23 protein-coding genes and 1 pseudogene are annotated in these 25,783 nt (G+C 68.9%); 11 read left to right on the top strand and 13 right to left on the bottom strand.

The features are described from left to right. Positions 1–76: 76 nt before the first annotated feature. The 4 genes from PCA_RS05635 to PCA_RS05620 all read left to right on the top strand — a co-directional run bounded on the left by PCA_RS05635 (position 77) and on the right by PCA_RS05620 (position 3,729). Positions 77–1,408, top strand: coding sequence for a hypothetical protein (locus tag PCA_RS05635; protein ID WP_181301618.1), 1,332 nt, complete (start codon positions 77–79; stop codon positions 1,406–1,408). Between the two features lie 70 nt (positions 1,409–1,478). Continuing rightward, entirely contained in the window at positions 1,479–1,865 is a 387-nt protein-coding gene (locus PCA_RS05630; protein WP_181301617.1) for a BlaI/MecI/CopY family transcriptional regulator, read from the top strand. A gap of 1 nt (position 1,866) precedes the next feature. Then, on the top strand, positions 1,867–3,093 hold the full coding sequence (locus PCA_RS05625; protein WP_181301616.1) for a TonB family protein: 1,227 nt from the start codon (positions 1,867–1,869) through the stop codon (positions 3,091–3,093). Positions 3,094–3,198: 105 nt separating this feature from the next. Then, positions 3,199–3,729, top strand: coding sequence for a C40 family peptidase (locus PCA_RS05620; protein WP_181301649.1), 531 nt, complete (start codon positions 3,199–3,201; stop codon positions 3,727–3,729). A 244-nt stretch (positions 3,730–3,973) separates the two neighbouring features. Here the strand turns inward: PCA_RS05620 and PCA_RS05615 are convergent, their stop codons facing one another. Together PCA_RS05615 and PCA_RS05610 are read right to left on the bottom strand one after the other, a co-directional pair. Continuing rightward, on the bottom strand, positions 3,974–4,459 hold the full coding sequence (locus PCA_RS05615; protein ID WP_181301615.1) for a peptidylprolyl isomerase: 486 nt from the start codon (positions 4,457–4,459) through the stop codon (positions 3,974–3,976). A gap of 37 nt (positions 4,460–4,496) precedes the next feature. Further along, complete coding sequence (locus tag PCA_RS05610) at positions 4,497–5,750, bottom strand: MFS transporter (RefSeq protein ID WP_181301614.1); 1,254 nt, start codon at positions 5,748–5,750, stop codon at positions 4,497–4,499. Positions 5,751–5,832: 82 nt separating this feature from the next. On the opposite strand from PCA_RS05610, the gene PCA_RS05605 reads away from it, so the two are divergent. Both PCA_RS05605 and PCA_RS05600 read left to right on the top strand, forming a co-directional pair. Continuing rightward, complete coding sequence (locus PCA_RS05605) at positions 5,833–6,519, top strand: class I SAM-dependent methyltransferase (protein WP_181301613.1); 687 nt, start codon at positions 5,833–5,835, stop codon at positions 6,517–6,519. Between the two features lie 149 nt (positions 6,520–6,668). After that, complete coding sequence (locus tag PCA_RS05600) at positions 6,669–8,012, top strand: DEAD/DEAH box helicase (RefSeq protein WP_181301612.1); 1,344 nt, start codon at positions 6,669–6,671, stop codon at positions 8,010–8,012. 9 nt (positions 8,013–8,021) lie between these two features. Here the strand turns inward: PCA_RS05600 and PCA_RS05595 are convergent, their stop codons facing one another. Further along, positions 8,022–8,576 carry a GNAT family N-acetyltransferase gene (locus PCA_RS05595; protein WP_181301611.1) on the bottom strand — a complete coding sequence of 185 codons (555 nt, stop codon included), beginning with the start codon at positions 8,574–8,576 and terminating at the stop codon, positions 8,022–8,024. A 1-nt stretch (position 8,577) separates the two neighbouring features. Continuing rightward, entirely contained in the window at positions 8,578–9,327 is a 750-nt protein-coding gene (locus PCA_RS05590; protein ID WP_181301610.1) for an SDR family NAD(P)-dependent oxidoreductase, read from the bottom strand. A gap of 109 nt (positions 9,328–9,436) precedes the next feature. Here PCA_RS05590 and PCA_RS05585 point away from each other — a divergent pair, with 109 nt between their 5' ends. Both PCA_RS05585 and PCA_RS05580 read left to right on the top strand, forming a co-directional pair. Next, positions 9,437–11,305 carry a DEAD/DEAH box helicase gene (locus PCA_RS05585; protein ID WP_181301609.1) on the top strand — a complete coding sequence of 623 codons (1,869 nt, stop codon included), beginning with the start codon at positions 9,437–9,439 and terminating at the stop codon, positions 11,303–11,305. A 132-nt stretch (positions 11,306–11,437) separates the two neighbouring features. Continuing rightward, positions 11,438–12,235, top strand: coding sequence for a class III extradiol ring-cleavage dioxygenase (locus PCA_RS05580; protein WP_181301608.1), 798 nt, complete (start codon positions 11,438–11,440; stop codon positions 12,233–12,235). Positions 12,236–12,274: 39 nt separating this feature from the next. Here PCA_RS05580 and PCA_RS05575 read toward each other — a convergent pair whose 3' ends face one another. Both PCA_RS05575 and PCA_RS05570 read right to left on the bottom strand, forming a co-directional pair. Then, complete coding sequence (locus PCA_RS05575) at positions 12,275–12,661, bottom strand: YkgJ family cysteine cluster protein (RefSeq protein WP_181301607.1); 387 nt, start codon at positions 12,659–12,661, stop codon at positions 12,275–12,277. A gap of 214 nt (positions 12,662–12,875) precedes the next feature. After that, the gene (locus PCA_RS05570) at positions 12,876–13,742 is read right to left on the bottom strand and encodes a neutral zinc metallopeptidase (protein ID WP_181301606.1); all 867 of its coding nucleotides are present in this window, start codon (positions 13,740–13,742) and stop codon (positions 12,876–12,878) included. A gap of 96 nt (positions 13,743–13,838) precedes the next feature. On the opposite strand from PCA_RS05570, the gene PCA_RS05565 reads away from it, so the two are divergent. Beyond that, positions 13,839–14,234 (top strand): MAPEG family protein, encoded by a 396-nt coding sequence (locus tag PCA_RS05565; RefSeq protein ID WP_181301605.1) that lies wholly within the window; start codon positions 13,839–13,841, stop codon positions 14,232–14,234. A 15-nt stretch (positions 14,235–14,249) separates the two neighbouring features. Here PCA_RS05565 and PCA_RS05560 read toward each other — a convergent pair whose 3' ends face one another. Both PCA_RS05560 and PCA_RS05555 read right to left on the bottom strand, forming a co-directional pair. Further along, complete coding sequence (locus PCA_RS05560) at positions 14,250–15,800, bottom strand: TerC family protein (protein WP_181301604.1); 1,551 nt, start codon at positions 15,798–15,800, stop codon at positions 14,250–14,252. A 109-nt stretch (positions 15,801–15,909) separates the two neighbouring features. Further along, complete coding sequence (locus PCA_RS05555) at positions 15,910–16,686, bottom strand: class I SAM-dependent methyltransferase (protein WP_181301603.1); 777 nt, start codon at positions 16,684–16,686, stop codon at positions 15,910–15,912. Between the two features lie 193 nt (positions 16,687–16,879). Here PCA_RS05555 and PCA_RS05550 point away from each other — a divergent pair, with 193 nt between their 5' ends. After that, a complete protein-coding gene (locus PCA_RS05550; RefSeq protein WP_181301602.1) occupies positions 16,880–17,692 on the top strand; it encodes a CPBP family intramembrane glutamic endopeptidase in 813 nt (270 codons plus the stop codon). Between the two features lies 1 nt (position 17,693). Here the strand turns inward: PCA_RS05550 and PCA_RS05545 are convergent, their stop codons facing one another. Beyond that, positions 17,694–18,263 (bottom strand): Maf family protein, encoded by a 570-nt coding sequence (locus PCA_RS05545; RefSeq protein ID WP_181301601.1) that lies wholly within the window; start codon positions 18,261–18,263, stop codon positions 17,694–17,696. A gap of 11 nt (positions 18,264–18,274) precedes the next feature. Continuing rightward, positions 18,275–18,724: a GNAT family N-acetyltransferase gene (locus PCA_RS05540; RefSeq protein WP_181301600.1), complete on the bottom strand. Its 450-nt coding sequence runs from the start codon at positions 18,722–18,724 to the stop codon at positions 18,275–18,277. A 195-nt stretch (positions 18,725–18,919) separates the two neighbouring features. Here PCA_RS05540 and PCA_RS05535 point away from each other — a divergent pair, with 195 nt between their 5' ends. Continuing rightward, positions 18,920–19,594 carry a hypothetical protein gene (locus PCA_RS05535; RefSeq protein WP_181301599.1) on the top strand — a complete coding sequence of 225 codons (675 nt, stop codon included), beginning with the start codon at positions 18,920–18,922 and terminating at the stop codon, positions 19,592–19,594. 7 nt (positions 19,595–19,601) lie between these two features. Here PCA_RS05535 and rlmH read toward each other — a convergent pair whose 3' ends face one another. The 3 genes and pseudogenes from rlmH to PCA_RS05520 form a co-directional block, all read right to left on the bottom strand. Continuing rightward, positions 19,602–20,072, bottom strand: coding sequence for a 23S rRNA (pseudouridine(1915)-N(3))-methyltransferase RlmH (gene rlmH / locus PCA_RS05530; protein WP_181301598.1), 471 nt, complete (start codon positions 20,070–20,072; stop codon positions 19,602–19,604). Between the two features lie 260 nt (positions 20,073–20,332). Continuing rightward, positions 20,333–21,592: pseudogene (locus tag PCA_RS05525) on the bottom strand (SNF2-related protein); the annotation flags it as partial. A 149-nt stretch (positions 21,593–21,741) separates the two neighbouring features. After that, on the bottom strand, positions 21,742–25,755 hold the full coding sequence (locus tag PCA_RS05520) for a PilC/PilY family type IV pilus protein (RefSeq protein ID WP_181301597.1): 4,014 nt from the start codon (positions 25,753–25,755) through the stop codon (positions 21,742–21,744). Between the last annotated feature and the right edge of the window lie 28 nt (positions 25,756–25,783).

Here is a 25,783-nt window from a genome sequence, read left to right as displayed (position 1 = left end):
GCCTTGCTGCGGCGCGTCATGTACGCGCCGCCCGGCGCATGCACGATAGGGACCGCCTGTCCCCGGAGGCCTCGCCATGCCGGCCCGTTTCGCTGCTCGTGCTTGCCTTGCTGGCGCGCTGCTGGCCTGCGCCGGGGCGGCAGCGCAGTCGTTCGACCCGGTCGAACTGAGGCTGCTGGAGACGATGGACCGCCAGCCCACCACGCTCGCCCGCTACCAGTACCTCCTGCGCACCGTGCCGTCGCTGCGGGGCGGCAACCGGCTGCTGGCGCAGCAGTTCGCGGCGTTCTCGCAGAACGAGCTGGGCCTCTACGACCAGGCCGTGTTCGGTTTCCCGCTGAAGAACAGCCTGCCGGCCGGTCTCAAGCTGCCGACGCCGGCGGAATGGAGCTCGGCCGACGCGGCCGACACCATCGTCGCGCTGGCGGCGCAGCGGCGCATCGTGATGATCAACGAGGCGCACCACGACGCCCACACCCGCCGGCTCACGCTGGAACTGCTGCCGCGCCTGCGCGCCCTGGGCTTCAACTACTTCGCCGCGGAGGCGCTGAGCGCGGACGATCCCGGCCTGGCCGGGCGCGGCTACCCCGTCCGCAAGAGCGGCACGGAATACCTGCGCGATCCGCTGTACGGGGACATCATCCGCGTGGCGATCCGGCTGGGCTTCACCGTCGTCCCCTACGACAACACGTTCTCCGGGCAACGACGCGAGAACGCACAGGCCGAGGCCCTGTATCGGCAGGTGTTCGCGAAGGATCCCGATGCGCGGCTGTTCGTGCATGCCGGCTACGCGCACATCGACAAGGCCGCGGAACGCCTGGGCAGCGTGCAGCCGATGGCGATGCGCCTGCAGGCGCTGACCGGCCAGGTGCCGCTGAGCGTCGACCAGACCGACATCCTCGAAACCGGCCTGGATACCTCGGACGCCTACCATCGACTCCTGCGTGCCTTTCCTTCGGCACGGCCCGAGGTCCTGCTCAACCGCCAGACCGGCAAGCCGTGGAGCGCGCGCCCGGCGGCCTACGACATCAACGTGATCCTTCCAGCCAGCCTCAGCCTCGACGCGTTCGGCAAGTACCGGTACGGATACCGGCTCAACAGCGACGAATCCGGCCTGCCCCACGTCGTCGAAGCGAACGAGATGCAACGGGCCAACTGGCTCACGCTGGACGGCAGGCGACGCCCTTATCCGATCAGCGCGGCGCTGTGCCGCGGCACCATTCCCTGCGTGGTCGACGCGCACTACGCCGCCGAACCGGATGACGCGATCGCCGCCGACCGCTACGCGTTCATGGGTCCCAACGAGGCGGCCGAGCTCTACCTGCGTCCCGGCCGCTACCGGCTGCGCGCCAGCAACAGCGACGGCCGCACGCTGGCCGAAAGCACGGTCGACATCGCCTCCAAATGACTCTTGCGCCGCAAGGATTACGGGCGTAGTCTTCAATCGGACTACGCCCGTAATCCTTGCAGGTGCAACCATGCCGAACCCCGTTCCAGCGATCAGCGAGGCCGAAAGCCGCGTGATGGAGGTGCTGTGGCGCAAGGCGCCGCAGAGTTCCGAGGAAATCGTCGCCGCCTTGCAGCGGGAGAGCGACTGGCACGAGAAGACCATCCGCACCCTGCTGGGGCGGCTGCTGGCCAAGGGCGCGGTGAGCGCGGAGAAGGACGGCCGCCGCTATCTCTATTCGCCCGCGCTCAGCCGCGAGCGGTGGCAGTCGCAGGAAAGCCGCAGCCTGCTCGACCGCGTGTTCGGTGGCCGGCTCAGCCCGTTGCTGGCGCACTTCAGCCAGCACGAAAAGCTGGGCGCGAAGGACATCGCCGAACTGCGCAAGCTGCTCGAAAGCATCGAGAAGAAGGAGCGCTGAGATGGACGCCACGCTGCTGCGTGCCTTGCTGTTCGTCACCGTGGCGCTGGGCGCGGTGCTGCTGGTGCGCCGTCCCGTGCGCCGGGCCTTCAGCGCCGCCCCGGCCTTCGGCCTGTGGCTGCTGCCCGTGCTGGCGATGGCGCTGCCGTGGTTGCCCGGCCTGCCCGCGCACTGGACCGTGCTGCCCGCCATCCGGGCCCTGCCCGCGTCCATCGTCGCAGCAGGCAGCGACGCCGCCTCCAGCGCGCATGGGTGGCGCTGGCTGTGGTTGCTCGGCGCGGGCGCGATGCTGTTGCGGCTGGCGGTGCAATACCTGCGTCTGCGCCGGCAAGGGCGGCCGTTGCCGGCGGCGCTGGCGGACCGCCTGCAGCCGGTGCTGGATGGCCTGGATCCGCGCCGGCTGCGCCTGCACCCGGCCGGCCCGGCCGTGCTGTGGGCACCGCGCAGCCTGATGCTGCTGCCGCCGGACTTCATGGATCGCCACGACGCGGACGCGCGGCGGCTGGTGCTGCGCCACGAACTCACCCACCTGCGCCGCGGCGACGCGCTGTGGAACCTGTTCGCGGAACTGGCCGCCGCCCTGCTGTGGTTCCACCCGCTGGCGTGGTTGGCGCGGCCGCGCTTCCGCCTCGACCAGGAGCTGGCCTGCGACGAGCGTGCGCTGCGCGACGCGCCGCACGACGCGGCCGCTTACGCCCACACCTTGCTGCACAGCGTCGGCGTGGCCACCGCGCCGACGCTCATCCCCTGGCTCGCCGAGCCACAACTCAAGGAGCGACTCACCATGATCCAGCGTCAACGTCCCGGCGCCCTGCGCCGCCGCGCGGGCCATGCCGCGCTTGCCGTGCTGATGGCGGGCAGCGCGTTCGTGGCGCAGGCGGCTGCAGACAACCATCCGGTCCACTCAATCGATACGAATTACGTCCCGGGCAAAAGTCCCCACTACCCGGCCGCAGCGATCAAGGGCATGGTGTCGGGCACGGTAATTTTGCGGGTTCAAGTGTTCGCTGACGGCTCAGTGGGCACCATCACTTACGACGTCCAGCACAGCACCACCGACTCTGCCGACCTGATTGCAGCAGCGACCGACACCGTGCGGAAATGGCACTTCCAACCGGAAATGAAGGACGGCAGGCCCATCGACGGTTACGTGCGCGTGCCGATTCAGTTCGATGTTCATCCCTTTCCCGGCAAGACCGAAGACAAAGCTGAGAAAAAGGCTTCATAACACCGTGAAGCCAGTTGATTTGAATATGGTTTATGGTCCTGATAACCTCGGCGCATCCCACGCCGAGGTTGTCCCGTGGATACGCCGTCCGCCACCCGATTCGCCATCGCGCCCGCGCGCACGGTCCGCCTCGCGCTGCTGACCGTCGCGATCGCCCTGCTTGCCGCCTGCGCCAGTGCGCCGCGCCGTGCCGCGCCGGCTGCCACCCGCTCCGCATTGGCCAGCGAACCGGCGCGTGCGCCGGACGGCCAGGTCGCTGCCGCGAACGACGTGCTGTTCCGTGCGATGGCGCTGGTCGGCACGCCGTACCGCTGGGGCGGCAACACGCCCAGCGGCGGCTTCGACTGCAGCGGCCTGGTCGACTACATCTACCGCAACGCCACCGGCCTGCAGCTGCCGCGCACCTCGGGCGAGATGGCGGATCAGGGCGGTCGCAAGGTGAAGCGCATGACCAAGCTGGTCAGCGGCGACCTGGTGTTCTTCGACATCGGCGGCCGCATCAGCCACGTGGGCGTGTACGTGGGCAAGGGGCGTTTCGTGCATGCCCCGAACAGCGGCGGCACGGTGCGGCTGGACGACATCGACGGGCCGTACTGGGGCGAGCACTTCGCGTTCGGGCGGCGGGTGCTGGATTGAGCGTAGCGCCTTCCCCGTCCCCCTGGGGGCGAGGCGGGCTATTGCTGCATGGCGGGGATGCTGGCCGAAAGAAGCTTCCCCGCGGGATTGGCCCCTCACCCCAACCCTCTCCCCGAAGGGGAGAGGGGGCGGGAGCTTCCCGCGAGATCGGCCCCTCACCCCAACCCTCTCCCCGGAGGGGAGAGGGGGCGAACGAAAAACGGCGCCCGCGGGCGCCGTTTTGCTTGGACTCTCGATCAGCCGGTCAGTGCGCAGCACTGCCCGGCGGATGGGCGTGACCGTGCTTGATCTCTTCCTCGGTGCCGTCGCGCACTTCCTGGATGTTCACGTCGAAGTCCAGGGTCTTGCCGGCCATCGGGTGGTTGAGGTCCACGTCGACCGCGCTCATGCCGACCTTGTGCACGGTCACCGCGCGCTGGCCGCCTTCCTTCAGCGCCAGCACGGTGGCCATGCCGGGCTTGAGGTACTTGGCGTCGCGGAAGTACTTCTTCGGCACACGCTGGATCTGGCCTTCCTCGCGCTCGCCGTAGCCGTCGGCCGGGGCGATCGAGACCTGCAGGTTGTCGCCGGCGGCATGCTCGTCCAGCGCCTTCTCCAGCCCCGGGATGAGCTGGCCGTGGCCCAGCAGGATCCACAGCGGCTCGCCGCGGTCGTGCGAGCTCTCGACCTTCTCGCCGTCCACGCTCAGCGTGTAGTGCAGCGCGACGACTTTGTCCTTGCCAGCCTTCATTGCCTGTCTCTCGAATGGGTGCAAAACGCCGATTCTATCAGAGCGTCCGCGCCGGCTCGCTGCCGGAGGTACGGCCGAAACCCACGCCGCGCGCCTCCGGCCCCAGCCACACCAGCAGGGCCAGCACGATCGCCACCACCGCGATCCACACCGACATCGCGAACGCGAAGTCGCCGCCGTGCCGGTGCGCGATCCAGGTCTGCGCCGTGGCGGTGCCCGCGGCCAGCAGGTTGCCGAGCTGGTAGGCGAAGCCCGGCAGCGTGCCGCGCACCGCGTCGGGCGACAGTTCGTTGAGATGCGAGGGCACCACGCCCCAGGCGCCCTGCACCATCACCTGGATCAGGAATGCGCCCAGTCCCAGCAGCAGCAGCGAGCCGCCGTGCGTCCACAGCGGGATCACCGGGATCGCCAGCAGCGCCGCCACGATCATCGCGCGCCGGCGCCCCACGCGCTCCGACCACGCGCCGAAGAACAGGCCGCCCGCCAGCGCGCCGAGGTTCAGCAGCGCCACCAGCAGGAAGGCCGTGCCGGAGCCGGTGGGCAGATGCAGGTTCACTTCCTCGAACGTGTGGTACATGTCCTGCGAGCCGTGGCTGAAGGCGTTGAACGCGGTCATCAGCACGATCATGTAGGCGAACAGTTTCCAGTGGCCGTGCATCGCCGCGCGCATGCCGACCTTGCCGCGCGCGTGCCGCCCTTCCTGCCACACGGGCGATTCCGGCACCTTGCGCCGGATGTACAGCACCAGCAGCGCGGGCAGCGCGCCCACCACGAACAGGCCGCGCCAGCCGATGGCGTCGATCAGCAGCCAGTTCGCCAGCGCGGCCAGGAAGAAGCCGCAGGGGTAGCCGCTCTGCAGCAGGCCCGAGACCGCGCCGCGCGACTTCGCCGGGATCGACTCCATCGCCAGCGACGCGCCGATGCCCCACTCGCCGCCCATCGCCACGCCGAACAGGAAGCGCAGCACCAGCAGCATCGCCAGCGAGGTGGAAAACGCGGTCGCCAGCTCGAACAGCGAGAACAGCACCACATCCAGCATCAGCACCGGGCGGCGCCCGTAGCGGTCCGCCAGCCGGCCGAAGATCAGCGCCCCCAGCGGCCGCGCCGCCAGCGTGAGGAACAGGCCGTAGGTGACCGCCGCGTTGTCGGTGTGGAACTCCTTCGCCACCGCCACGATCACGAAGGTCAGCAGGAAGTAGTCGAATGCGTCCAGCGTCCAGCCCAGGAAGCTCGCCAGCACGGTGTGGCGCTGCTCGTGGTTCAGTTCACGCAATGACGACAGCAGCGACATGCGAGCGCTCCGCGGGGCGATGGCGCAGGCTAGCACGCTGCCTCGCTTGCCTGCGGTCGCGATGCGCAGGCACCATCACCGCATGCACGATCGCGACGCCACCCCAACGCCGCTCGATCGCACCGGCCGGCGCGCGATCGCGCAACGCTACCCCGGCCGTCTCTGGCGCGGCTATGCCCACGGCAAGCTGGCCGGCGACCCGGTCTACGCCGCCGCGGCCGCGCTGCTCGCGGGCGCCGCGCCCCACCCCGTGCTGGACATCGGTTGCGGCCTGGGGCTGCTGGGCCAGTACCTGCACCAGTGCGGCCTGCTGCACGGCTACCTGGGCATCGACCTCGACGCCCGCCGCATCGAGGCCGGGCGCATCGCCGCAGCCGCACTGGCGCCGCCGCCGCTGCGGCTGGAGTGCGGCGACGCCACGCAACTGCCCGCGTTCCATGGCCACGTCGCGATGCTGGATGTGCTGCATTACCTGCCGGCCGCCGGCCAGGCCGCGCTGCTGCGCACGGCCGCGGCGCGGCTGGCGCCGGAGGGAGTGCTGCTGATCCGCAACGTGCTGCGCGAGCCGAACTGGCGCTTCCACGCCACCCGCGTCGAGGAGTGGTTCCTGCGCGTCAGCGGCCAGATGCGGGTGGGCGCGCAGCACTATCCGGCCGCGGACGAAATGCGCGCCACGCTGGAGCCGCTGGGGCTGTCGGTGACGATACGCCCGCTGCGCGGCCGCACCCCGTTCAACAGTTACCTGGTGGTGGCGCGGCGCCCGGGCTGAACCGGTTCACGGGCCGCGCCGGACAGCGGCGGCCGCTTCCGCTATAATCGCCGCACGGCTTCCCCGCCGTTGGCGGCTTCACCGCCTCATTCCCTCAAGATCGCAACACGGTTCCGCATGAATGCTCCGGGTTGCACAGGAGTATTTTCATGTCCTTCGAATCGCTGGGCCTGGTGCCCGCGTTGTTGCGTGCGCTTGCCGAACAGGGCTACGCCGAACCCACCCCGGTCCAGGCCGGTTCCATCCCGCTGGTGCTGGCCGGCCACGACCTGCTCGCCGCCGCGCAGACCGGCACCGGCAAGACCGCCGCGTTCGCGCTGCCGCTGCTGCACAAGCTGTCCGGCGCCGGCCCGACCATGACGCGCCGTCCGCGCGCGCTGGTGCTCACGCCCACCCGCGAGCTGGCCGCGCAGATCCTCGACAACGTGCAGGCCTACGGCAAGCACCTGCGGATTTCCGCCACCACCATCTTCGGCGGCGTCGGCATGGGCCCGCAGATCAACGCGCTGCGCCGCGGCGTGGACATCGTGATCGCCACGCCGGGCCGCCTGCTGGACCACATGCAGCAGCGCACCGTGGACCTCTCCGGCGTGGAGACGCTGGTGCTGGACGAAGCCGACCGCATGCTGGACATGGGCTTCCTGCCGGCGCTGAAGCGCGTCCTCGGCGCGTTGCCGAAGCAGCGCCAGACGCTGCTGTTCTCCGCCACGTTCGCGCCGGAGATCAAGGCGCTGGCGCTGCAGTTCATGCGCGAGCCGCGCGAGGTCTCGGTGACGCCGCCGAACACCGTGGCCGCCACTGTGAGCCACCACGTGCACCCGGTGGACGCCGAGCACAAGCGCGAGCTGCTGCTGCACGTGCTGGCGCAGGACAGCCGCCGGCAGACGCTGGTGTTCAGCCGCACCAAGCACGGCGCCGACAAGCTGGTGAAGTACCTGGAACACGCCGGCGTGCGCGCCGCGGCGATCCACGGCAACAAGAGCCAGAACGCGCGCACCCGCGCGCTGGCCGACTTCAAGGGCGGCCGCGTCACCGTGCTGGTCGCCACCGACATCGCCGCGCGCGGCATCGACATCGACCAGTTGCCGATGGTGATCAACTACGACTTGCCGATGGTGGCCGAAGACTACGTGCACCGCATCGGCCGCACCGGCCGCGCCGGCAGCGAAGGCATGGCGGTGTCGCTGGTGAGCCACGACGAATCCGGCCTGCTGCGCGACATCCGCAAGCTGCTCAAGGACGAGATCGCGATCGACGAGGTGGCCGGTTTCGAGCCGTCCTCGCCGCTGCGGCTGGACGCGGGCGCGCCTCGTCCCAAGCAGGGCCAGCGCCAGCCGCGCGCGCCGCAGCGCGGGCAAGGCTCGCAGCAGCGCGGGCAGGCCGCGTCGCAGGGTCACCGCCCGCACGCCCACGCGCAGAAGCAGGGCGGCGGCGAGCACGCCGCGGGCAACCACAAGCGCCGCCGGCGGCCCCGTCCCGCCGCGAAGGCTTGACGGGCCGCCTCAGCCGTCCGGGCGAACCCGGGCGGTGAGCACGTGGTCCTCCCACACGCCGGCGATCTGCAGGTAGCGCTTCGCGTAGCCCTCGCGCTCGAAACCCAGCCGCGCCAGCAGGCGCGCGCTGCGTTCGTTGCGCGGCAGGTGGTTCGCCATCACGCGGTGCAGGCCCAGTTCGCCGAACGCCCAGTCCAGGCCGGCCTGCAGCGCCTCGTGCATGATCCCCTGCCCCTGCACGTGCGCCGCCGCGCCGTAACCCAGGTGGCAGGCCTGGAACGGGCCGCGCACCACGTTCGCCAGCGTGAAGGAGGCGAGGATTTCCCGCTCGTCGCGGTCGAACACCAGCAGCGGGTAGCCGCGGTCCAGCCGCGCATGCCCGCGACCCTCGGCGATGGACTGCAGGCAATGCGCCAGCGTGCAGAACGACGCCTCGCGCAGCGGTTCCCAGGGCGCGAGATGGGCGCGGTTCGCCACCCGGTAGCGCAGCAGTTCCGGCGCGTCGGTCTCTTCCGCCAGACGGATGCGCGTGCGCGTCGTCTGCAGTCGGGGCGCCAGGTCCACCTCAGCGCTCCTGGTCGGTGGGCCGCATCAGCACTTCGTTGATGTTGACGTGCGACGGGCGGCTCACGCAGAACGCGATCGCCTCGGCCACGTCCACGCTCTGCAACTGGCGCATGCTGTCGGCCCAGGCGTTGAGCGCGTCCCTGGTCGCGGCATGCCCGATGTGGTCGCGCAGCTCGGTCTCGACCACGCCGGGCTCGATCACGCTGACGCGGATGTTGTCCTTGTACACCTCGCGGCGCAGCGCCTCGGAAAACGCCACCACGCCGAACTTGGTGGCCGAGTAGGCCGCCGCGTTCGGGTTGGCCACGCGGCCGGCGGTGGAGGAAATGTTGACGATGTGGCCGTCGCGCCGCGCGCGCATGCCGGCCAGCGCCGCCTGCGTGGCGGCGATCAGGCCGAGCACGTTGAGTTCCAGCATGTGTCGCCAGCGGCCGAGGTCGGCTTCGGCGACCGGTTCCAGGTACATCACGCCGGCATTGTTGACGAGGATGTCGAGCCGGCCGTAATGCGCCTCGGTGTCCTTCACGATCCGCCGGGCCTCGGCTTCGTCGCCGAGGTCGGCGGTCAGCACCAGCGGTTCGGCACCGAGTGCGCCGAGCTGTTTCGCCAGCGATTCCAGCCGCTCGCGCCGGCGCGCGGCAATCGCCACCCTGGCGCCCAGCCGCGCCAGCTCCAGCGCGGTGGCCTCGCCGATGCCGGAGGAGGCGCCGGTGACCAGCGCAATACGATCTTTCAGGCGGTTCTGCATCTTTCGTCTCCCGTTTGTCGAACGCGCCGCCCCGGTGGGTAGCGCACGGACTGTTACAATGCTGCCATTCTCCCGCATGCCGCAGCGCATGCCACCTCGAGGTTCCCTCATGTCCGCCCCGTCCTCCGATTCCGCCCCGGCGACCGCCGGCTTCGGCGCACTCGCGCTTTCGCCGGAAGTGCAGCGCGCGCTCACCGACGTGGGCTACGAATCGCCCTCGCCGATCCAGGCCGCCACCATTCCACCGCTGCTGGAAGGCCGCGACGTGCTGGGCCAGGCGCAGACCGGCACCGGCAAGACCGCCGCGTTCGCGCTGCCGATCCTGTCGCGCATCGACCTCAAGCCCGGCAAGCCGCAGGCGCTGGTGCTGGCGCCCACGCGCGAGCTGGCGATCCAGGTGGCCGAGGCGTTCCAGCGCTACGCCGCGCACCTGGCCGGCCTGCAGGTGTTGCCGATCTACGGCGGCCAGAGCTACGGCCCGCAGTTGCACGCGCTGCGCCGCGGCGTGCACGTCGTGGTCGGCACGCCGGGGCGCGTGATCGACCATCTGGACAAGGGCACGCTCGACCTCTCCGAGCTGAAGTACCTCGTGCTCGACGAAGCCGACGAGATGCTGCGCATGGGCTTTGTCGACGACGTGGAGAAGGTGCTGGAAGCCACGCCGCCCACCCGCCAGGTGGCGCTGTTCTCCGCCACCATGCCGGCGCCGATCCGCAAGATCGCGCAAAGGCACCTGAAGGAACCGGTGGAGATCGCCATCAAGGCGGCCACCACCACCGCGGCGAACATCCGCCAGCGCTACTGGTTCGTCAGCGGCGTGCACAAGCTGGACGCGATGACGCGCATCCTCGAGGCCGAGCCGTTCGACGCGATGATCATCTTCGCGCGCACCAAGCAGGCCACCGAGGAACTGGCCGAGAAGCTGCAGGCGCGCGGCCTCGCCGCCGCCGCGATCAACGGCGACATCGCCCAGCCGCAGCGCGAGCGGGTGATCCAGCAGCTCAAGGACGGCAAGCTCGACATCCTCGTCGCCACCGACGTGGCCGCGCGCGGCCTCGACGTGGAGCGCATCAGCCACGTGCTGAACTACGACATCCCCTACGACACCGAGAGCTACGTGCACCGCATCGGCCGCACCGGCCGCGCGGGGCGCAGCGGCGAGGCGATACTGTTCGTCACGCCGCGCGAGAAGGGCATGCTGCACGCGATCGAACGCGCCACGCGGCAGAAGATCGACGAGATGAAGCTGCCCACGGTGGAAGCCGTGAACGACCAGCGCATCGCGAAGTTCAAGCAGCGCATCAGCGACACGCTGGCGGCCGGCGAGCTGGCCCTGTTCCAGCAACTGATCGAACAGTACGAGCAGGAGCACGACGTGCCGGCGATCGAGATCGCCGCCGCGCTGGCGCGCATCGCCCAGGGCGACCGCCCGCTGCTGCTGACGCCGCCGCCGAAGCGCGAGGCCTCGCCGCGCGAACGCGCCGAGCATCACGACAAGCCCGCACGCGCCCCGCGCGAGCGCGCCGAACGCGGCCATGCCGAACACGATCATCCGCGCGCCTTCGCCGGCCATGCGCCGCGTCCGCACCACACCGAGGCGGGCAAGATCACCTACCGCATCGACGTGGGCCACGACCACGGCGTGAAGCCGGGCAACATCATCGGCGCCATCGCCAACGAGGCGGGGCTGGACAGCCAGTACATCGGCCGCCTCAGCATCCGCGGCGACCACAGCCTGATCGACCTGCCCGAAGGCATGCCGAAGGAAATCTTCGAGCACCTGAAGAAGGTCTGGGTGGCGCGCCAGCAGTTGCACATCCGTGCGTGGGACGGCAAGGACGACGGCGGCGCCGAGCCTGGCCCGCATCCGGCCCGCCGCCCGGGCGGCTTCCGCAAGGGCGGCAACTTCAAGCCCGATGGCGCCAGGCCCGGCCCGCGCAAGCCGCACGCGCACGGCGGCAAGCCGCCGCGCAAGTAAGCACTGCCGCCTCCGCCCGCGACGGGCGGAGGCAGCGGCGTTCGCCGGCGGCAACGCTGCGTTCCCTTCGTGCCCGCTGCAAATGCGGCGGCAGCCCCTACTCTGGGGCGATTCCCCACGAGGCGATCCGCCATGCCTGCCCTGCCCAGCCTGTACATCTCCCACGGTTCGCCGATGACCGCGCTGCAACCCGGCGCGACCGGCGCGCGGCTGGCGGAACTGGCGCATGCGCTGCCGCGCCCCAAGGCCATCGTGATCGCCAGCGCGCACTGGCTGGCCCGCTCGCCCCTGGTCGGCGGCGCCGCGCAGCCGGAAACGATCCACGACTTCTACGGCTTCCCGCGCGAGCTGTACCAGTTGCGCTACCCCGCGCCAGGCGCACCCGCGCTCGCCGCACGGGTGGCCGGGCTGCTCGACCATGCCGGCCTCGCGCCGCAACTCGATCCGCAGCGCGGACTGGACCACGGCGCCTGGGTGTCGCTGCACCTGCTCTATCCCGCCGCCGACATCCCGGTGGTGCCGCTGTCGATCCAGCCCGAGCTTGGCCCGGCCCACCAGTACGCGGTGGGCCGCGCACTGGCGCCGCTGCGCGAGGAAGGCGTGCTGGTGATCGGTTCCGGCAGCATCACCCACAACCTGCACGACCTGCGCAGCGGCTACAGCGCGGAGCACGAGGCGCCCTACGTGCGTCCGTTCATCGGCTGGGTCGAACAGAAGCTGGCGGCCGGCGACATCGACGCCCTGCTCGACTACCGACGCCAGGCGCCGTTCGCCCAGCACGCCCACCCCACCGACGAGCACTTCCTGCCGCTCTACGTGGCCTTGGGCGCGGCCGGCGACGGCGCGCAGGCACAGCGCATCGATGCGGGCATCGACCTGGGCTTCCTCGCCATGGACATCTACCGCTTCGACGGCGCGCGGCCGGATTGAGTGTTCACGCGGCGTACGCAGGCTGCGCCGCCCACGGCTTCACGCACTCTGCGGTAGCGGCGGTTCGTTTGTGCCCGAGGGATCGACCCAGTCCTCCGGCGTCAGCGGGCGCAGGCCGTGGGCGATGCGGCCCTTGTCGCACTGGGGGCTGTGCCGCCCGAATTCCCACGACGGCTCCACCTCGCGGCACACCGAGGGCTTGATCGGGTGGATGCCGCAGTGCGCGGCCGTGCCGATCTCGCCGACCAGCGCCACGCAGCGCGGCGTCTTCGACTGCGTGCCGCGCATCACCACGCGGTGGGGATCCAGTTTCTCGGTGAGTTCCGCGGGCACCGTGCCGCCCATGAAGGGTTCGGTTTCGGACCAGTGGAAGGCGATGCGGAAATGGGCGCAGCAGGCGCCGCAGCTCAGGCAGGGGTGGGTCATGCACGCGGGCGGAAGCGCGCCCCCAGGCGCGCAGATCGCGGATTCTAGGGCGGCGCGCAGCGCTGCGGAAGATGGTCGGGCAGCTGTCGCAGGTACTGTCGGCGAACGCAAAAACTTGCGGTGAGGGGACTGTGAAGAAGCGTGGAAGTCGAAGGGCGCGTACTGGTGCGCGCCCCTTCGACTCCGGCCCCGCGCCCAGCGCGAGCGGTGGGGCTCAGGGTTCGCCGGTGAAGGTGTTGCAGCTCTGGATGTCGCCGCTGGTCATGCCGGTCCTGAACCATTTCACGCGCTGGGCCGAAGTGCCGTGGGTGAAGGAGTCGGGCACCACGGTGCCGCGCGTCTCGCGCTGCAAGGTGTCGTCGCCGATCTGGCTGGCCGCGTTGAGCGCGGATTCCACGTCGCCCGGCTGCAGCCACTGCAGGCGCTGCTCGGTACGGTTCGCCCACACGCCGGCAAAGCAGTCGGCCTGCAATTCCTGGCGCACCGAGAGGCCGTCGGCGCCGTCCATCGGCACGCCCTGCCGCTGCAGCTGGCGCACCTTGTCGAACACGCCCAGCTCGTTCTGCACGTGGTGGCCGACTTCGTGGGCGATCACGTAGGCGCGCGCGAAATCGCCGCTGGAATGGAAGCGGTCCTGCAGCTCGCGGAAGAAATCCAGGTCCAGGTAGATCTTCTGGTCGCCCGGGCAATAGAACGGACCCACCGCGGTGGATGCCGCGCCGCAGGCGGTGTTCACGCCGCCGCTGAACAGCTCCAGCTTGGGATCGGTGTAGGTGTGGCCGGAAGCCGCAAACACGTCGCCCCAGGTCTTCTCGGTGGAGCCGAGCACCGCGCTGACGAAGTCCTTCTGCTGCGGGTCCACCTGCGCCGGTTCGCCGCTGGTGGTCTGCTGCGCGCCGCCGCCCACCTGGTCGCCGGAGAGCAGCGCCAGCGGATTCTTGAAGAACACCAGGCCGATGATCGCCAGGATGATGATGCCGCCGATGCCCATGCCGCGGCCGCCCCCGAAACCCGGGCCGCCGCCACCGCCACCGCTGTCGACCTCGACGTTCTGACTGCGTTCGCCTTTCTGCCAGTCCATAGTTCCATCCCATGCGGGTGCACGGGGCGACGATAGCGCCTCGCCGGCCGTCCTGCCAGACGTTACATTGGCGACTCCCTTCCAGCGAGATCCGCCATGCTCCAGCAATTGCCCGCCCTGGTCGTCCTGCTCGCCGTGCTGCTGCAGTTCGGCACCATGTTCGCGGTGGGCCACGCGCGGGGGAAGTACGGCATCAAGGCGCCGGCCACGACCGGCCACCCCGCGTTCGAGCGCGCCTACCGGGTGCAGGCGAACACGCTGGAGGCGGTGCTGATGTTCCTGCCCACGCTGTGGCTGGCCGTGCACTACGGTTTCGCCGGCTGGGCCGGCATCGCGGGGCTGCTGTGGATCGCCGGCCGCGTCTGGTATGCGCTGGCCTACCTGGGCGACGCGTCGCGCCGCGGCGGCGGCTACATGGTGGGCATGCTGGCCTGGGCCGCGGTGCTGGTGATGGCCGCGATCGGCGTGGGTCGGGCGCTTCTGACGGGCTGATCCGGCGAGCCGGGCTCAGCCGGCTGGCTGCACGCGCAGGCGCCCGATGCGGGCGCCGTCCATCGCCATCACCTCGAACTGCAGGCCCTCGCTGACGAAACGATCCCCTTCCGCCGGCAGCCGGCCCAGTTGCTGCAGCACGTAACCCGCCAGGCTGGAGAAGCCGTCGTCGCTGCTGAGGCGGTGGCCGAGCAGGTGCTCCACCCGACGCAGGTCAAGGCTGGCGTCCAGCAGCCAGGCGCCGTCGCCTTCCTGCACGGCGGCGGGGTCGTCGCCACCGCCGTCGGGAAACTCGCCGGCGATCACTTCCAGCACGTCGGCCGGCGTGGCCAGGCCCAGCACGCTGCCGTATTCGTCGACCACCAGCGCCATCTGCAGCGGCGAACTGCGGAACTCGTCGATCAGGCGCAGCACGCTGAGCGACTCCAGCACGGTCATCGGCTTGCGCACCACCGCGTCGGTGTCGATGCGGCCGTGTTCCAGCAGGCTGGCCAGCAGGTCGCGCGAGGTGGCCACGCCGACCAGCTGGTCGAGGTCGTCGCCGGCCACCGGCAGCCAGTGGTGGCTGGAGGCGGTGACCTCGGCGCGCAGCGTGGCGGCGTCCTCGCGCGGGTCGATCCAGCTGATCTCCGGCCGCGGCGTCATGATCGAACGCACCGGCCGGTGCGCCAGGTCCAGCACGCCCTGCACCATCGCCAGCTCGTCCTTGCCGAACACCGCGCTGCCGCTGTCGGCCGCCGCGGGCGCGGCGGAGGCGTCCTCCTCCTCCTCGCCGCCGGCGCCCAGCAGGCGCAGCACCGCCTGGGCGGTGCGGTCGCGCAGCTTGTGCGGGCTGCTGAACAGGCTGCGCCGGCGGTTGCGCCGCATGGTCTGGTTGAACGCCTCGATCATGATCGAGAAGCCGATCGCGGCGTAGAGGTAACCCTTGGGAATGTGGAAGCCCAGGCCTTCGGCGACCAGGCTGAAACCTATCATCAGCAGGAACGACAGGCACAGGATGACCACCGTGGGCCGCGCGTTGACGAAGGCGGTGAGCGGCTTGCTGGCGCTGATCATCAGCGCCATCGCGATCACCACCGCGATCATCATCACCGAGAGGTGGTCGACCATGCCCACCGCGGTGATCACCGAGTCCAGCGAGAACACCGCGTCAAGCACCACGATCTGCGCCACCACCAGCCAGAAGCGCGGCCGCGCGCGGCGCCCGTTGCCGTGGTCGTCGTCGGCCTCCAGCCGCTCGTGCAGCTCCAGCGTGGCCTTGAACAGCAGGAAGGCGCCGCCCAGCAGCAGGATGATGTCGCGCCAGGACAGCGAGAAGCCGTGCCAATGGAGGATGGGCGTGGTCAGTTGCACCAGCCAGGACATCGCGGCCAGCAGCAGCAGGCGCATCACCAGCGCGAGGCCCAGGCCCAACAGGCGGGCGCGGTCGCGCTGCTGCGGGGGGAGCTTGTCGGCGAGGATCGCGACGAAGACGAGGTTGTCGACGCCCAGCACGATCTCCAGCACCACCAGGGTGAGGAGGCCGGCCCAGGCAGCGGGGTCAGTCAGCCAGTCGAATGCGAACATGGGCGGGCGCCGCGACGCCGTCGTCCTCCTTGAAGGGTTGACCACTATACAAGCTGGGCAGCGCGCCACCGCGCCGGCCGGCACGCCGCGTGCAGCCGCGGCGAAGGTCTCAGCCCGCCCCGCCGGGCGCCGCCGCGCTCACCACCCACAGGCGGTGCGGCACCACCATGGGCTCGCCCGGGTGGCGCAGGGACAGCATCGCCATCAGCTCCACATCCAGTTGCCGCACCCGCGCCTCGTCGCCCAGCGCCGCCACGCCGGGGCTGGACCGCACGCGACTGCGCCAGGCCACGTGGCTGCACGGCACCTGCACGTCCAGCGACCAGCTGCGCAGGTCGGCGAAACCGGCCTCGGCCACCTCCTTCAGCCACAGCGGGTGCAGGCCGCTGCCGCTGTGCCCGGTCCAGCCGGGGTTGCGGGCCAGGATCAGCCGCTCGCTGTCCTGTACCACATTGCCGGCCAGCGGCAGCCATTGGAATTGGGCGATCAGCAGGCGGCCGCCCGGACGCAGCCAGCCGCGCGCCAGGGCCAGCGTGCGGGGCCGGTCGCAGGCTGACCAGCACTGCGCGGCGGTGATGGCGTCGAACGAGGCGGGCGGAAAATCCGCGTTCTCCACCCGCGCCCGCCACTGCCTCACCGTCACGCCGGCGCGCCGGTCGAGCTCGGCGGCCTGCGCCAGCAGCGGTGCGGAGTGGTCGATGCCGGTGAGCGCGCAGCCGCGCACCGCCAGCCCGCGCGCGACGTTGCTGCCGCCGCAATGCAGGTCCAGCACGGCGCCGCCCGAGCGCACGCTGCCGTCGGCGATCACGCGCTCGAAGAAGACTTCGGGGAACTCGGTGACCTGGCGCAGGCGTTCGGCTGCGTTGCGCACGAAATCCTCGCTCACTGTTCCTCTCCTCGGGGTCGGCGGCCCGCATGGCGCCGCCCCGGGCGCCAGCGAATCGCGCGTGAGCGTAGCACCGCCCCCTGCCGGAGGGAGGATTGCGCCGCGTCGAGGCCTGCCGCCAAGATGGGGCATCGGGATGCGGCGCCGCGCGACCCGGCGATTCCGTCCGTCAGGCGCATGGATTCCCCGCCCGATGGATGCACCACGCACCAGCCTGCCGCCCGTACTGCCGCCCCACCAGCCCGTCCCTTCCCCGTCCCGGCTACCGGGCCTCCGCGGTGCGCTGGGCCTGATCGCGGTGTATTTCCTGCTGCAGATGGCGACGGGCTTCCTGGCGGCGCTGCTGCTGGGCCTGGGCCATCGCCTGCTGCATCCCGGCATGCCCGCCGACCTGCCCACGCTGATCGCGCAACCTGACGTCAGCAGCGCGCTGGTGATCGTCACCTTGTGCGGGGCGGCGCTGGGCACGCTGTGGCTGGCGCGTACGCGCTGGCCGGAGCTGTGGTCGCGGGCCGAACCGCCCGGCTTCGGCTTCGTCGCCCCCGCGACGGTGTACTGCGTCGCCGCGGTGGCGCTGGGCGTGCTGCTGCCGCTGGTCGGCGGCAAGCTCACCGAATGGCTGGCGCACGGCCACGCCGTGCCGCAGGACGTGAAGCAACTGGGCAGCGGCGCCGGCACCGGCTTGCGCATCGCGCTGACGCTGGCGGTGGCCACCATCGGGCCGGTGGCGGAGGAACTGCTGTTCCGCGGTGTGCTGCTGTCCGCCCTGCTGCGGCGCATGCGCGCCGTGCGGGCGGTGGCGGTCAGCGCCGTGCTGTTCGCGCTGGTGCACCTGCCCGACCTGCGCTGGCTGTGGTACGCCGTGCCCAACCTCGCGCTGCTGGGCGCGGCGCTGGCGTGGCTGCGGCTGCGTTCCGGCTCGCTGTGGCCGGCGGTGATCGCCCACGCCTGCAACAACCTGCTGGCGATGCTGGCGATGTTCGTCTCGCTGCACCAACCCGGATGATTCAGGCGATCGCGCGGACCTCGCGCAGCAGCCGCGCCGTCTCGAACAGGGGCAGGCCCATCACGCCCGAATAGCTGCCGTCCAGGTGCTCGACCAGGGCCGCGCCGCGGCCCTGGATCGCATAGGCGCCGGCCTTGCCGAAGGATTCGCCGGTGGCGACGTAGGCGGCGATGGCGGCCTCGTCGAGTTCCGCGAAGCGCACCCGCGACACGCAGCAGGCGCTGCGTTCTCCGTGCGCATCGACCAGCCACACCGCCGAGACCACCGCATGCGTTCGGCCGGACAGGCGGCGCAGCATCGCCGCCGCGTCGTGCGCGTCGCGCGGCTTGCCGAACACTTCGTCGTCCAGCACCACCTCGGTATCCGCGCCCAGCACCGCGGCATCGGCAACGCCCGCGAGCGCGGCCAGGCCGGCGCGTGCCTTGTCGCGCGCCACCCGGCTCACGTACTCGCGCGGCGACTCCGCCGCCGCGCGCAACTCGGGCACGTCGACGTCGACCACGCGGAAATCGACGCCGAGCTGGGTCAGCAGCTCGCGCCGGCGCGGCGACTGCGAAGCGAGATGGAGCATGCGCGTGTCCTTCAAAGCGTGAGGCTGTATTCGCGGAACTGCGTGTCGCGCCGCCAGCCCAGCGATTCGTACAAGGCTTGCGCCGCGAGGTTGTCGTGCGCAGTGGAGAGCGACAGGCTGGCCGCACCCGATTTCCTCGCCTGCCCGGCCGCCGCTTCCAGCAAGGCCTTCGCCACGCCCTGCCGCCGTGCGTGTGCGGCCACGAACAAGTCGTTGAGCAGCCACGTGCGCACCATGCGCACCGAGGAAAACAGCGGATAGAGCTGGGTGAAGCCCAGCGCCGCGCCATGCGCATCGCGGGCCAGCAGGACCAGCGATTCGTTCAGGCGCAGGCGTGCGGTGAGGAACTCGCGCGCGCCGGCTTCGTCCGAAGGCTTGCCGTAGAACTGGCGATAGCCGTCGAACAAGGGCAGCAGCGCGTCGATGTCGTGGAAGGTGGCTTGCCGTATCGTGGAATTCATCGCATCGGTACCGCGCGGATCAGAGGGTCAGACGAAGAACGCTGCGACCTCGACGGGCCGCCCGTTCGATTCTCGCGACCAGGGATGATCGCACAAGCCAGGGCCGCGGTTTCACGACCATGGCGATCCGTGCAGGCGTTGCCATGCACGGCAGCGGGCGGCATGCTGGCGCCAGCCATCCCGCCCGGAGCATGCATGCGCAACCTGGATTTCAGCTCGTGGCAGGCGCTGCTCTCCACCTTGTTCGGGCTGGCCGTGATCACCCTGATCGGCGTGGGCATCCGGCTGCTCGCGATGCAGACGATCCAGCAGCGACGCGAGCGCGAGAACCGCCAGATCAACGAACGGTTGCGTACCCTGATCGCCGCCTACAAGACGCTGGGCGGCTCCTTCACCGGCAACCTCGCGGTCGATCCCACCCACCTGCGCGAGTTGCGGCAGCGTGCGGAAGGATCGCCCGTGCCGGATGCCGCATCTTCGGCCAACGGCGACCGCGCGCGACGCATGCGCGACGCGGTGGAGGCCGCGTTGTCCGACATCATCCTGCTGGGCACCGAGCCCCAGGTGCGGCTGGCCGCGAAGGCCGCCGCCGACCTTGCCGCGGGCCGGCCCACGCACACCGACGAGCTGGTGGTGTCGCTGCGCGATTTCATTCGCCGCGTGCTGGACCTGGAACCCGTGCCGGCCAGCCTCGCGATACCGAAGCAGGGACCGGCACGCCCCGGCGCCAGCCGCGGCAGGAACGAAGGCGGCGGCCGCGAGGGCGGCAAGACCGGCGGTGGTGGCGGCGGCATGGGTATGGGCGTGGGCGGCATGGGTGCGGGCATGGGCGTCGCCCACGGCCTGGGCGACGACGAGCAGCACCGCTGACGCGCGCTCAGGCGCGGTGGTAGGGATGCCCCGCCACGATGGTGGTGGCGCGATAGAGCTGCTCGGCCAGCACCAGCCGCACCAGCATGTGCGGCAAGGTGAGCGGACCCAGCGACCAGCGCTGGTCAGCACGCGCCAGCACCGCGGGTGCGTGGCCATCAGGTCCGCCGATCAGGAAGGCGAGGTCGCGGCCCGCCATGCGCCACGCCGTCAGCTGTTCGGCCAGCTCCTCGCTGGACCAGGTCCTGCCGCGGCCATCGAGCGCCACCACATGGCAGTCGCGCGGCAACGCGGCGAGGATCGCCGCGCCTTCATCCAGCATCGCCTTCGCATCATCACGCCCCTTGCCGCGCACGCCGGGCTTCAGTTCCACCAGCTCCAGCGGCAACTCGTGCGAAAGGCGCTTGCGGTACTCGGCAAAGCCCTCGGCCACCCACACAGGCATGCGTTCGCCGACGGCAACGATGCGCACACGCATCATTGCCGTCCAAAAATGAAAGCCGGCGCGCAGCGCCCGCGTTCGCTTCCTCTCCCCTCAGGGGCACGCGGAGAGCGGCCATGGATGGCCGCAGCTTTGAGGAGCGAGGAGAGGATCGAGGTGAGGGGTCGGGGCTTGCGCAAGCACCTGCCGAAGCAGCGCTTCGCTTCGTGGTCGACATGGCGCGAGCGTGCCCCCTCCCCCCCGCCCCCCCCCCCGCGGGCGCCCCCGGCCCCCTCCCACGGCGGCACGGTTGGCGAAAAACCGCCGATGCCGGCACGGCGGTTGCGGAACATCGCGCGGCCGGTGCCGTGGCGGTCGATCAGCGCGGCGAGGATTTCGCGCGCGTGCTCGGGCCTGGTGGTGTCGGCAAGCCGCGCTTCCAGCGCCGCATCGCCGGCGAAGGCGTTGCGCAGCATGGCGAGTTCGGCGTCGCTCAATGCTTCGCCATCGAGCAGCTTGTCGGCTACCTGCGACAGCGGCTGGAAGCGCTCGGCCTCGGCGAGATAGGCGTCGAGGTCGTGGTAGCGCTGCGGACCGAGCAGGCGCAGGCGGGCGAAGTGGCCGCTGCGGCCCAGCTGTTCCGGCGTGGCGGTGAGCAGGATCACGCCCGGCGTCTTCGCGGCCAGCCGTTCCGCCAGGGTGTAGCGCGGGCTGGCGGCCTCGGGCGTCCAGGCGAGGTGGTGCGCCTCGTCCACCACGAGCAGGTCCCACGGCGCGTCCAGCAGTTGCTGCGCGCGCTTCGGGTTCGCTTCGAGGAAGGCGAAGTCGGCGATCACCAGTTGCTCGTCCTCGAACGGGTTGCCGCTGGCCTCGCCTTCGTCCGACAGCGACAGCGCCTCGCAGCGCTCCTCGTCGTAGATCGCGAAGCTGAGGTTGAAGCGGCGCAGCAGTTCCACGAACCACTGGTAGACGAGGGTGTCGGGGAGCAGCAACAGCACGCGCGAGGCGCGGCCGGTGGCGAGCTGGCGCGCCACGATCATGCCCGCCTCGATGGTCTTGCCCAGGCCCACCTCATCGGCCAGCAGCACGCGCGGCGGCCGGCGCGCCGAGGCGATGCCGGCCACGCGCAACTGGTGCGGCACCAGGCCCACGCGCGCGGCGCCCAGGCCCCAGGCCGGCGAACGGCGCGCCTCGGCGCGGCGGCGCAGGCCTTCCACGCGCAACTCGAACTGCGCCACGGAATCGGTGCGCCCGCCGATCAGGCGATCGTCGGCCTGGCTCACGCTCTGCTCGTCGTCGAGCTGGCCCTCGTGCAGCTCGCGGCCTTCGCCGCGGTAGATCAGCAGGTCCTCGCGGATCTCCACCTGCTCGACCAGGAACGCGATCCCCTTGCCGGCCACGCGCTGCCCGGCGCGGAACTCGGCGCGCACCAGCGGCGCGGAATCCACCGCGTAAGGTCGCAACACCCCGGCCTTGGCGAACAGCACCTGCACGCCGCGTCCTTCGACGCGCAGCACGGTGCCGAGGCCGAGCTCCGGCTCGGCGGTGGAGATCCAGCGTTGACCAGGTACGAACATTGCACAGCCGCTTGGGTTCGAGGGCCGACAATTATCCGCTGCAAGCCGTGTGGTGGGAACCGCCACGTATCGCTTGTACCCGTCCTTGAAGATGAAAAGCGGCGCCCGGGTTGCCCCGGGCGCCGCCGTGGATCACATGCTTGTGCCGGTCAGTTGAGGATTTCGCGCCAATTGACGCGATTGAGCAGGTTGCTGCCAGCGGGCTGCTTGATCTTGGCAGTTTGCGGCAGGGATCCGGTCTGTCCATACAGGATCGCGAACTGGCCACCTGGCAACTGGATCATCTGCAGTCCGGTAGTCGCCGTATTGGTGGTGATGGATTGCATCACATTGCCCGCGCTGTCCTGCAACACGGACTGCCCTGTCGAGAAGTCGGCGGCGTAGATATTTCCCTGCAACGAACACGGATCGGTGGACGGTGTAACTGTGGCCCACGCGATCACCGAGACGCCAGCAGATGCATCGGGATTCACCACGATCCGTTCGGTACCGCCGTTGCTGCCGGCGGCTCCCGGAAGGTCGTAGTACCAGCCGCTGGCACTGTCAGCAACATTCAGCGGAGTTGTCAGCGGATTCGTCACCAGAACACTGCGAGTCAAGGGGAGGCCAGTCGTGGATGGCGTGCTGCCGCTGCCGTCGCGGAGGGCGTACATGGTTTGCTTCTGTGCGTTGTTCAGGTCGCTGGTATCAAGGAACTGGCCCGTGCCCACGAATACCCAGCGCAGCGTACCCAGGCCGGTGGAGTCGATGCCTTCTTCGATGCGCGGAGCGGTGGTGATCGGCTGCGGATTGCCCGAGGGATCGGTGAGCGTGGCAAACAGGGTAGGCGCGGGATAGTTTGGGGTCGGATTTCCGCTGGCGTCGAGTGCCGTCTCCGACAAATCGAAACGCCAGACATTCCCCAGCAGATCGCCTGCGTAGACCTGGTCGATCGTGCCGTCGCTCACGTCCTGGGTATAGCCCGTTGCCTGCGCCAAGCCGGCAGGATTGGTGGCGCTGCCTACGCCGGTGTCGATCTTTTGCAGCAAGGCACCGGTCTTGGCGTTTAGCACGTACAGGATGCCGTGGCCCGCAAGTGGCCCCGTGGTGTTGTCATAGCCGGACGTCATCACCACCACCCAGCCGTATTTGCGTGTCTTGAGGATCAATGGGTGGCCGTAGCTGTAACCCATGTCGGCATCGGTGAACTCCCATAGCGCCTTGGACGCGAGTGCCTGTTCTCCCGTTGCCGTATTGCTGCCGGTTGGCTGGATGGATGAAGGTACCGATGTGATGTCGAGTGCGAAGATCCCCTTGCCGCCCTTGCCCAGGCCATCCACCAGGACGGTATGCCAACTGGATGTTGTGGCAGTGGAAGGCAGGGGATTGAGGCCCGTATAGCTGAAATCGACGTCGCCCACCTGTGGCGTGCTGTCGACATAGAAATGATGGCTGTAGTTGTTCGTGGTAACGCCGTCCAGGTTCGCCAGCGCGGCGAGTCCGTCGACCTGGGGGGAATTGTTTGGTCCCGCATAGAGCAGGCTGGGCACGTAGGCAAACAATTCGCTGCCGCCCCCCCCTACCGGGTTGGTCACCGTCGGGTTGGTGAAGTCGGCCTCGAAGGCATGCAGCATGCCGTCGTTCGCACCCACATAGGTCACAGGTTGGCGGTTCTGCACCAATGTCGCGAAGGCGGTATAGCCCGGGTTGGCAGATTCCGAGTACGAGGGCGATAGTGCGTTTTGCACCAGCACGGCCGAGGAATTGACGATGTCGCCAAGGATGTGACTGCGTACGTGGAAGGTCGTCCCCTCGTTGCTCTTGTCGCCGCGCAGGAAACTGACCAGGGATGTGCTGCCTACAGCAGTCTGCTCGGCCGGCGACAAGTTGGCGTAACGGAAAGGTACGCCCTTTTTCGTGGCGTTGTTCCAGGTGATGACGCGGCGGCCGGTATCCCATCCGTTGTTGGTGCTATTTACATACTGCGTCAATGCCTCCAACTGCGTTTGGGCACTCCAGGTATTGGTGCCTGCGACCGGTGTCACGCTGCCTCCTGCCGTGTTGCTGGCTACGAAGGCGGACACATCACCATCCCACGAGACAGGTTTGTACTGGACGTTGTAGATCGGGAAGCCGCTGACTGGAGAGAAGTAGGGCGCCGTACTGGCTGGTATTGAAGCCAGGGCGCGTGTCGAGGTGACACCAGGGGCGGCGCCGCGCGCAATGCTGGTCGAGGCTACGCGACCAAAAATTTGCTTGAGCCCGGACTGCAGCAGGTCCGGTTGGTTGCCCACGAAGAAATTGTCCGGACGTAAAGTCTTGGCAGCGACTGTGGTCGAATTGGTATGCCAGGTGAAGAAACTGGCCGGTCTTCCATTCCCATTGATGTCGTTGAAGCCACCGTACTTGGCCGTAAGCCAATAAATATTGGGGCCCGCAGCTGTATATTTTGTCGGATTATAGATCTCGTGACCCGAAGTGCCATCATAACTGCCTGGTTCCAGGACATCGACCGTATAGGTGTCCACCGTTTGCTTGCCCTGCGTGGACTTCACATTGGGGTCGTCATTGCGTATATCGTTGGTATGCGCAAAGTAGGCCAAGCCAGGCATGTAGTACGTTGCCTGATCCCCCCAGACCACGCTCCCGAGTGAAGGAGGAGTTCCGGAATTTATGTACTGGGCATAGCTATTTGTTGCCGGTGTCGTCCCCTCGATAAGTGGAAGATTGCCGAGCGCCGTCGTATAGGATGCGGCGTTTACTGCCGGAACGGTACCATTGGCGGGTATGGCGGGTAATCCGCCGCCAACGACGGCGCTGGTGAGTGTGCCGCCGGGAACCCTGGTATCGTAGTGGGTGTGATCATCGCCGATCGTCACAATGGCGTTGGCTTGGCAAGAATAACTTATCGGGTCATTGGGAGGGGTTCCAGTAAATGCTGGAAAACTTGGGTCGGTGCTGTTGGTGCTGGACAGGTTGCTCGTGTAGCTGGTGTCAAGGGGAACCTGCATGAAATAGGCAAGTGTCGCCCAGTAGAGATCCGCTATGGTGTCGTATGTTTCATAGCCCGCACTTGTATAGCCAAATTGATTCAGGTAGTTGATCGCGCCAGTCTGCGTCGCATTTCCACCGCCAGGCGCTGTTCCGGTGGTATCGGCAGTGTCGGGATTGGAGGCGAAGATGCCAGTCGTTGGATCCCATTCCGCATATGGGTTGGGGTTTATGCGGGGGGCGTTGCCGTTGTATGCGGTTGGGCCATTGTCACGTAACAGTGCGCGCACGACGCCGTTGGCTTGGCCGTTGACATTTCCCATCAAATATCCGTAGCCCGACGCGCCGACTCGTATCTTGGTGTAATTCTGCTGAATCAGCCCCTCGGGCTTGGCATAAACGCCAGCACCTGGATAATCGGTGCTGGCGTGTGCGGAATTGCAATTGGTTTCAAGCAGGTCCGCAACGCATACCTGCACCTGCGCGTTGTATGTTTTCATGTGTGTCGCGGCCTGGTAGCCGCTACGCCCGGGGGTGCCGCTGGCTGGATTATTGGTGAAGCCCGAGTTGTCTGCGACTTCGAATGTGGTGCCCAGACCCCCGTTCCTGATGTACACCGTGCTCGCTGTATTGAGGGTTGTGTCTCCGACCACTCCCGAAGGATTCACGTTTTTATCAGGAAAGTTGGTGCGGTAGCTTCCCTGCTTGGTAAGGTTCGAGCGAAGCAGCACGGTAGTGGTTGCGGTATCGGCCCCCCCGAGACCTGTTGCGCCGCGATTGCCGCCGGTCAGTGCTTGCCGAAACTCATCCAAGGCCGCCATCGTGGCCCAGTTGAGCATGTTGCCGCTCCAGTGTGTGCTGTCACAGCTGGCGGTTGTGGTTGTACTGGCAGGCACGAAATACCCGTCCGTACTGTCGTACGTATAACACTTTGCATTGTCGAAATAGCCAAGATATCGCGTGGTCGATGTGTAGTCGTTGGTACCCTTGTAGGCTGCAACCGTACCCGTCGGAAATTCCACGGATAGTGCCATCATCAGATTGGCCGGCACGTTGGAGGCGCTGTAGACCGGAGTGTCGGCCAGCGTTGTCGTCGCTGCCTGTGCGGTGCCGCCTCCACCCAAAGTCAGCATGCAGGCCAGTAGCATGCTTCCTGGTCCAGACATGAAAGATGCGCGAAGTGACTTGTACATGGCCATTTCCACAATTCGATGAGTAGAG

The sequence above is a fragment of the Rhodanobacter sp. PCA2 genome (genome assembly GCF_013620825.1).
In the GTDB taxonomy this organism is placed as follows: Bacteria; Pseudomonadota; Gammaproteobacteria; order Xanthomonadales; family Rhodanobacteraceae; genus Rhodanobacter_A.
Note: the sequence above shows the minus strand (reverse complement) of the source record. Positions and strands in the feature narration are given on the sequence as shown.

Coding starts and splice junctions, on each gene's coding strand:
- PCA_RS05635 (WP_181301618.1), top strand. CDS start 77: ATGCCGGCCCGTTTCGCTGCTCGTGCTTGCCTTGCTGGCGCGCTGCTG.
- PCA_RS05630 (WP_181301617.1), top strand. CDS start 1,479: ATGCCGAACCCCGTTCCAGCGATCAGCGAGGCCGAAAGCCGCGTGATG.
- PCA_RS05625 (WP_181301616.1), top strand. CDS start 1,867: ATGGACGCCACGCTGCTGCGTGCCTTGCTGTTCGTCACCGTGGCGCTG.
- PCA_RS05615 (WP_181301615.1), bottom strand. CDS start 4,459: ATGAAGGCTGGCAAGGACAAAGTCGTCGCGCTGCACTACACGCTGAGC.
- PCA_RS05610 (WP_181301614.1), bottom strand. CDS start 5,750: ATGTCGCTGCTGTCGTCATTGCGTGAACTGAACCACGAGCAGCGCCAC.
- PCA_RS05605 (WP_181301613.1), top strand. CDS start 5,833: ATGCACGATCGCGACGCCACCCCAACGCCGCTCGATCGCACCGGCCGG.
- PCA_RS05600 (WP_181301612.1), top strand. CDS start 6,669: ATGTCCTTCGAATCGCTGGGCCTGGTGCCCGCGTTGTTGCGTGCGCTT.
- PCA_RS05590 (WP_181301610.1), bottom strand. CDS start 9,327: ATGCAGAACCGCCTGAAAGATCGTATTGCGCTGGTCACCGGCGCCTCC.
- PCA_RS05585 (WP_181301609.1), top strand. CDS start 9,437: ATGTCCGCCCCGTCCTCCGATTCCGCCCCGGCGACCGCCGGCTTCGGC.
- PCA_RS05580 (WP_181301608.1), top strand. CDS start 11,438: ATGCCTGCCCTGCCCAGCCTGTACATCTCCCACGGTTCGCCGATGACC.
- PCA_RS05575 (WP_181301607.1), bottom strand. CDS start 12,661: ATGACCCACCCCTGCCTGAGCTGCGGCGCCTGCTGCGCCCATTTCCGC.
- PCA_RS05570 (WP_181301606.1), bottom strand. CDS start 13,742: ATGGACTGGCAGAAAGGCGAACGCAGTCAGAACGTCGAGGTCGACAGC.
- PCA_RS05565 (WP_181301605.1), top strand. CDS start 13,839: ATGCTCCAGCAATTGCCCGCCCTGGTCGTCCTGCTCGCCGTGCTGCTG.
- PCA_RS05560 (WP_181301604.1), bottom strand. CDS start 15,800: ATGTTCGCATTCGACTGGCTGACTGACCCCGCTGCCTGGGCCGGCCTC.
- PCA_RS05550 (WP_181301602.1), top strand. CDS start 16,880: ATGGATGCACCACGCACCAGCCTGCCGCCCGTACTGCCGCCCCACCAG.
- PCA_RS05545 (WP_181301601.1), bottom strand. CDS start 18,263: ATGCTCCATCTCGCTTCGCAGTCGCCGCGCCGGCGCGAGCTGCTGACC.
- PCA_RS05540 (WP_181301600.1), bottom strand. CDS start 18,724: ATGAATTCCACGATACGGCAAGCCACCTTCCACGACATCGACGCGCTG.
- PCA_RS05535 (WP_181301599.1), top strand. CDS start 18,920: ATGCGCAACCTGGATTTCAGCTCGTGGCAGGCGCTGCTCTCCACCTTG.
- rlmH (WP_181301598.1), bottom strand. CDS start 20,072: ATGCGTGTGCGCATCGTTGCCGTCGGCGAACGCATGCCTGTGTGGGTG.
- PCA_RS05520 (WP_181301597.1), bottom strand. CDS start 25,755: ATGTACAAGTCACTTCGCGCATCTTTCATGTCTGGACCAGGAAGCATG.